Here is a 5,764-nt window from a genome sequence, read left to right on the forward strand (position 1 = left end):
ATTGGGCTGGGCGCACATTCTACTGACTGGCGAATATCTTTGGCCCAAGGAACCGAAAGCTTAGGGTGTCATTTCGCCCTCAGCCGGAACCGACCCCTTTATAGATATGGTCTTGGTTATTATTGATGGAGGTACTAGGGATTTGGGGACTACTTTTAAACTCTTAGAGAATGTCATTCTTAATTGTATTGAGTCTGATAGAGTCATTGTTGCAATCAATCAGGCTGATCAAGCAATGAAGGGAAGGCATTGGGATTATGCTAGAAACAAGCCAGATATAGATTTGTTATCTTTTCTTGAAGAAAAAAGTAGTTCAGTTCAACGTAGAATACAAGATTCTACGGGCTTGTTGATCAAGCAGCCTGTCTTTTATAGCGCATACCACGAATACAATATCAGCACTCTGCAAAAGCAGATTTTATCCCAGATACCATACTCTCGACGCACTTAACGTGTTTTGCACTAAAACAAGCCTATATCAGATAACAGCCCCTTTTAGGGGCTATTTGTTATCCGTAGCCCCACATGGTATATCATACTTAAGCCAGTACACACGGAGTCCCCTCTATCGAGGTGCCTCCGTGACTGGTTCAGGGGGCTTGCCGCCCCCCGAAACCCCCGGCATCCACTGCGAAAAATTCTCACAGTGGTGCGAATTTTTTCTCAGCGGAGCCTATGGAAAAGCGAACGAAAGAGATCAAAATCCGCATGACCGAGACTGAGCATCAGCTTCTGCTTGAACGGTGCGACCGTATTCATCTTGCAGAGTGGTTGCGTCAGCTTGGTCTGGGAGAACATACGTCACGTAAACGGCCTGTTCCTGAGGTTGCGCCTGAATTGCTTCGGCAAGTGAGTGGCATGGGCAATAACCTGAACCAGATCGCTCGCCGATTGAATCAGTCCGACTCCCTGACGCCTTCTGAGCGAGTCTCACTACTTTCCATCCTGAACAGTCTCGACCGTCAGCTAGGTGAATTACTGGAGCAGTACCGTGATCGTTAAAATCCATTCCCGTGGTGCAGGTTCTGGCAGTGGTCCGGTTGATTACCTGCTGGGAAAAGACCGTCAGCGAGAGCAGGCCAGTGTATTACGTGGTGATCCTGACCGTGTATGCGAACTGATAGACAGCTGCGACTTTGCCCGTTCGTATACCTCCGGCGTACTGTCTTTTCAGGAGCCGGATATTGCCGACTCTGAGAAGTCCCGCCTGATGGATGAGTGGGAACAGACCCTCATGACGGGATTAGACCGTGACCAGTACAACTGTCTTTGGGTAGAGCACCGCGACAAGGGACGGCTTGAGCTGAATTTTGTTATCCCGAACATCGAATTGCAGAGCGGAAAAAGGCTGCAACCCTACTTTGACCGCGCTGACCGTCCCAGAGTGAATGCGTGGCAGACGCTGACTAATGACCGCCTCGGATTACGTGACCCGAATGACCCCCTTAACCGCCGTCCGATGACGCAGGCCAGCGATTTACCCCGCGATAAACAGCAGGCCGCAGAGAAAATCACCGCCGGATTGATGAACCTGATGCAGCAGGGCGCGATCCGCAGCCGGAAGGATGTGGTTAAGCAGCTGGAGAGTTACGGCCTGAGTGTGGCGCGGGAAACCAAAAACAGTATCAGCATTGCCGATCCGGACGGCGGAAAAAATATCCGGCTGAAAGGAATGATTTATGAGCGAGATTTTAAATTTGGCGAAGGGCTTCGAGGAGAAATCGAAGCAGCAGGCGCAGGATACAGAGCAGAGCGTGAAGCGCGAGTTCGAGAGGCTGGAAACGTCTATCAACGAGGACTTGAAATCAAGCTCGCAGAGCATCAGCAACGCTATCCGCGAACAGAACGACCAACTGACGAGCATCGTCAGATACTCCATCCTGAGCGCACTGGGCTGGATCTTCCTGTTCGCTGTGCTGCTGATCATGATACTGGGTGGGATAATCTGGTATCAGGGAACGGTCATCACTTCCCGCCTGGACGAAATGGACAGCTACAGCCAGCAACTGGAGAGCCTGAAAGCCCAGAGCGGCGCAGGGGTAGCGATTTACAAGGACGACAAGCAGAAGAACACCTATCTGGTGGTACTGCCGAAGAAAGCGCATGGCACCGAGACCTACACATCGACAGCCGGAAACACCGTGATGAAGTACACCGCGAAATAACCCCGTCAGACACCACAGAAACGCCACAGCACGTTTTTATCACTGAGGACAGGCAAGACCATGACAGAGATGGAAAGGCAGCTTCTGAGCGCCTTAGAAAGCTTACAGACAAGCTACGCGCAACAGCAACAGGCGTGGCAGGACAGTTACAGCAACTTGCAACGCATGTTCGAGACTACCTCACAGGCGCTGGAACGCAACGACAGGGTATGTCTGAACTTGAGCAATCAGGTGAACGGCTTGCACGAGCAGGTCGAACGCTTGAGCAGCGATCTGAGCCGATTAACACGCTCGTAAAGCAGCATGAGCGTGAGTTACAGCAGGAAAGGCAAGCAACCCGTTATCACGGTCCGACTCGGTAATGTCTGATGGCACAGCAAACGGCTTTTCAGAACGCATTGCATGGTGTACATTGTACATCAAAATATACAGGAGGCAGCCGTGAGTCACGCGATTGAGTTTATCGAGACAACGATTTTTACCCGTCAGATAAAGCAAATCGCCACGGATGATGAACTCAAAGAACTCCAGAAAGAGCTTATCGAGTCACCGTACAAAGGTGACCTCATCCAAAAAACTGGCGGTCTGCGAAAGATCAGGATGGCGACGGGGAATCAGGGAAAAAGCGGCAGTGCGCGAGTGATTTACTTCCTTGCCACCGCTGAGGTTATTTATCTGGTGATGGCCTACCCTAAAAGCACCAAAGACAGCATCACAGACGCAGAGAAAGCCGAACTGAAGAAGCTGACCCAACGACTGAAAGAAGAGGTGTAACATGAGTTTTTTTGACGAGCTGAAAGCCTCTCTTGAAGAGGCCGTTGATATCAAAAACGGAACCAAAGCCCCCGCCCGTGTGACCCGCTACGAGCTGGCAGACGTCAGGGCTATCAGGGAAAACCTGAATATTACTCAGAGCGAAATGGCGAAAGTGCTGGGAACCAGCCTCGATACCATCAAGAGCTGGGAAACTGGACGCCGTAACCCGACCGGGCTGGCTGCAAAAGTGCTGGCCACCATTAAGGCTAACCCAAAGTTTTTTGATGAACTGGCGGCGCATTAAGCTGATGTGACAGAAGAAATTCGACAGGCGAGGCCGTTCGCGTGTAACTTTAACGGCAACAGAAAAAACAAAGCCCCGGAAATCATGCTCTACTTTGGCGAGCGGGCATGATAACCAGGGCCAAGTACGAAACCTAAGAAGGATATTAGCACATGAACTGTGCCAGACAACAGCCCGCCATAAGCGCAGGGCACATTGCGTAACGCAGCACTCGAACTTTTCAACGATCGCTTACCGCACAAACCGTACTTCTCGGATGATTTACACTTTGGTGTACGCATCGCAGGGAAAGAACGCGCCATTCTGGCGAAATATATCCAGTTCAATCAGCCTCACGCCATGTTCTGGCTGGGATTTGACGTTGACCGCACCGGCGCTACCATTGACTGGAGCGACCGCAACGCTCCCGCGCCCACGCTGACTATCACCAACCCGGAAAACGGGCACGCGCACCTGCTGTACGCGCTGGAAACCTCGATACGTACCGCCCCTGACGGAAAAATGAAGCCGCTGCGCTACGCCGCCGCCGTGGAAAACGCACTACGTAAAAAACTGGACGCTGATACGGGGTATTCTGGCCTGCTCTGCAAGAATCCGAACCACGGTCACTGGAAAATTGCCGTCTGGCAGCCAGAACTCTACACGCTGGACTGGCTTGCTGATTTCCTCGATCTGAACGCGGCAAACAACAAAGAGATCGTTGCCGACTATGGCTTAGGCCGCAACTGCACCCTGTTCGATAAAACACGGAAGTGGGCTTATCGCGCTATCCGTCAGGGCTGGCCTGAATATGACCAGTGGCTGCAAGCTTGCTATGAACGTGCCAGTGCCTACAATCTGCAATTCGCAGTGCCGCTTGATGAAATTGAGGTTCTAGGCATTGCGAAAAGCATTGCCAAATGGACTCATTCTAAATTTACGATGGAGTCTTTTAATAACTACGTAACAATAACACACTCGCCCGAAATTCAGTCTAAAAGAGGTTCTGTTGGGGGGTTAAAAAGCTCGGGTGGAGGGCGACCAAAAAAGGATAACGCATTAGATACTATTAAACCATGGATAGAACTTAATATTAGTAGAAGAACATTTTTTTATAGAAAAAATAAAGGAGCAATTAATGAATAATAAAAATATTTTTGATAAATTGATCGAGAAGTTTCAAAACGACAGATCTTTAAGCGATAAAGATAAGGCTGCTGTTTTTAAAAACCTGACCAGTCTAAAAGATACAAAAGTTAACATTCTTATAACTGGTGCAACAGGTTCTGGTAAATCATCAACAATTAATGCGTTATTTGATTTTGATAAAGCTAAAGTTGGCACTGGTGTTGATCCAGAGACAATGTCAATATCCAAATATGAGTTTGACAATATAGTTCTTTTTGATTCGCCAGGGCTTGGTGATGGAAAAGATGCTGACCGCCGACATGCTAAAAACATTATTCAAAAGCTTTTAGAAAAAGATGATAACGGAGAGTTACTAATAGATTTAGTTCTTGTTGTTCTTGATGGTAGCAGTAGGGATTTAGGAACATCTTTTGAATTAATTAACAATGTAATAATACCAAATTTAGGTGATGACCAATCTCGACTTCTCATAGCTATCAACCAAGCTGACATGGCGATGAAGGGGAAATATTGGAATCATGAGAAAAATCTTCCTGAACAAAAGTTGATTGATTTTTTAGATGAAAAGGTAGCTTCAACAAGAAAAAGAATAAAAGAGGCTACTGGAGTTGATGTTACTCCTATTTATTATTCCGCTGGTTATAAGGATGATGATGAAGAACAAAAGCCTTATAATTTATCAAAATTATTTGCATATATATTAAGGAAAACCAAAGAGGATAAAAGAATCGTTTTTGCAAATGACATGAATAAAAATGAAAACATGTGGGAAAAAGACGACAAGTTAGAAGACTATCAAAAAGAAATACAAGAAACCTTTATGGAGTCGCTAACAAAATCAGTATCAAAAGGAGCCTCATCAGGTGCTGATATTGGTGGGACTATAGGAGGTATTTTTGGCAAGTCAGGTGAGGCTGCTGGAAGATTTATTGGTGGAATAGTTGGTGGGGCAGTAGGGTTTTTAAAAGGATTATTATCTTAAATGTTTGATTTTTCATCTAGTTTTTTGGAGCTTGCTAGAGAGCGAGGTCTTTTAATACCTCTCGATTTAGCTCTTGTCGGAGCTACTGGAGTTGGAAAAAGTACCACTATAAATTGTTTATTTGGTAGTTACGCCGCCACAGTTGGAAATGGTGTTAATCCTGAGACTAAAGTAATTTCCTCTTATAATGTAAGTAAGTATTTCCGCATTCATGATACTGCTGGTCTCGGAGATGGTCGTTATGAAGATAATATTTATGCTAAGGATCTATCTCTTCTTTTATCTAAAAAAGTAAAGATATCAGGTAGTGATACTTGGTTTGGGTTTATAGGGGTCGGTTCCGGCTGAGGGCGAAATGACACCCTAAGCGTTAGCTCTGTGTCGTTGCACGATGTCAGCGACGGTATTCTTGCTGATACCGAGCTCGCG

Annotated in this window: 7 protein-coding genes and 1 pseudogene; all 8 read left to right on the forward strand. The window is 47.0% G+C overall.

Annotated elements, in window-relative coordinates; all coding sequences use genetic code 11:
- Positions 1-675 precede the first annotated feature (675 nt).
- The 8 genes and pseudogenes from F9C28_RS19600 (at position 676) to F9C28_RS19640 (ending at position 5,683) form a co-directional block, all read left to right on the forward strand.
- Entirely contained in the window at positions 676-1,002 is a 327-nt protein-coding gene (locus F9C28_RS19600; protein ID WP_199016926.1) for a MobC family plasmid mobilization relaxosome protein, read from the forward strand.
- Between the two features lie 208 nt (positions 1,003-1,210).
- Positions 1,211-1,309, forward strand: a pseudogene (locus F9C28_RS20535) (hypothetical protein); the annotation flags it as partial.
- Positions 1,310-1,679: 370 nt separating this feature from the next.
- Positions 1,680-2,165, forward strand: coding sequence for an MbeB family mobilization protein (locus tag F9C28_RS19610; RefSeq protein ID WP_199016927.1), 486 nt, complete (start codon positions 1,680-1,682; stop codon positions 2,163-2,165).
- A gap of 441 nt (positions 2,166-2,606) precedes the next feature.
- Positions 2,607-2,939 carry a type II toxin-antitoxin system RelE/ParE family toxin gene (locus F9C28_RS19620; protein WP_033869543.1) on the forward strand — a complete coding sequence of 111 codons (333 nt, stop codon included), beginning with the start codon at positions 2,607-2,609 and terminating at the stop codon, positions 2,937-2,939.
- A 1-nt stretch (position 2,940) separates the two neighbouring features.
- Positions 2,941-3,225 (forward strand): NadS family protein, encoded by a 285-nt coding sequence (gene nadS / locus F9C28_RS19625; protein ID WP_199016929.1) that lies wholly within the window; start codon positions 2,941-2,943, stop codon positions 3,223-3,225.
- Between the two features lie 195 nt (positions 3,226-3,420).
- Positions 3,421-4,350, forward strand: a complete 930-nt coding sequence (locus tag F9C28_RS19630) for a replication initiation protein (protein WP_199016930.1) — start codon at positions 3,421-3,423, stop codon at positions 4,348-4,350.
- Entirely contained in the window at positions 4,343-5,335 is a 993-nt protein-coding gene (locus tag F9C28_RS19635) for a GTPase family protein (RefSeq protein ID WP_199016931.1), read from the forward strand. Before F9C28_RS19630 ends, F9C28_RS19635 begins: the two co-directional genes overlap by 8 nt.
- Positions 5,336-5,683 (forward strand): GTPase, encoded by a 348-nt coding sequence (locus tag F9C28_RS19640; protein ID WP_199016932.1) that lies wholly within the window; start codon positions 5,336-5,338, stop codon positions 5,681-5,683. It abuts the gene before it with no gap.
- Positions 5,684-5,764 lie beyond the last annotated feature (81 nt).

Source organism: Shimwellia pseudoproteus (genome assembly GCF_016415625.1).
Classification (GTDB): Bacteria; Pseudomonadota; Gammaproteobacteria; order Enterobacterales; family Enterobacteriaceae; genus Shimwellia; species Shimwellia pseudoproteus.

What these genes read in the sequence shown, in the direction of transcription:
- F9C28_RS19600 (WP_199016926.1), top strand. Translation starts at nt 676, where the DNA reads ATGGAAAAGCGAACGAAAGAGATCAAAATCCGCATGACCGAGACTGAG.
- F9C28_RS19610 (WP_199016927.1), top strand. Translation starts at nt 1,680, where the DNA reads ATGAGCGAGATTTTAAATTTGGCGAAGGGCTTCGAGGAGAAATCGAAG.
- nadS (WP_199016929.1), top strand. Translation starts at nt 2,941, where the DNA reads ATGAGTTTTTTTGACGAGCTGAAAGCCTCTCTTGAAGAGGCCGTTGAT.
- F9C28_RS19635 (WP_199016931.1), top strand. Translation starts at nt 4,343, where the DNA reads ATGAATAATAAAAATATTTTTGATAAATTGATCGAGAAGTTTCAAAAC.
- F9C28_RS19640 (WP_199016932.1), top strand. Translation starts at nt 5,336, where the DNA reads ATGTTTGATTTTTCATCTAGTTTTTTGGAGCTTGCTAGAGAGCGAGGT.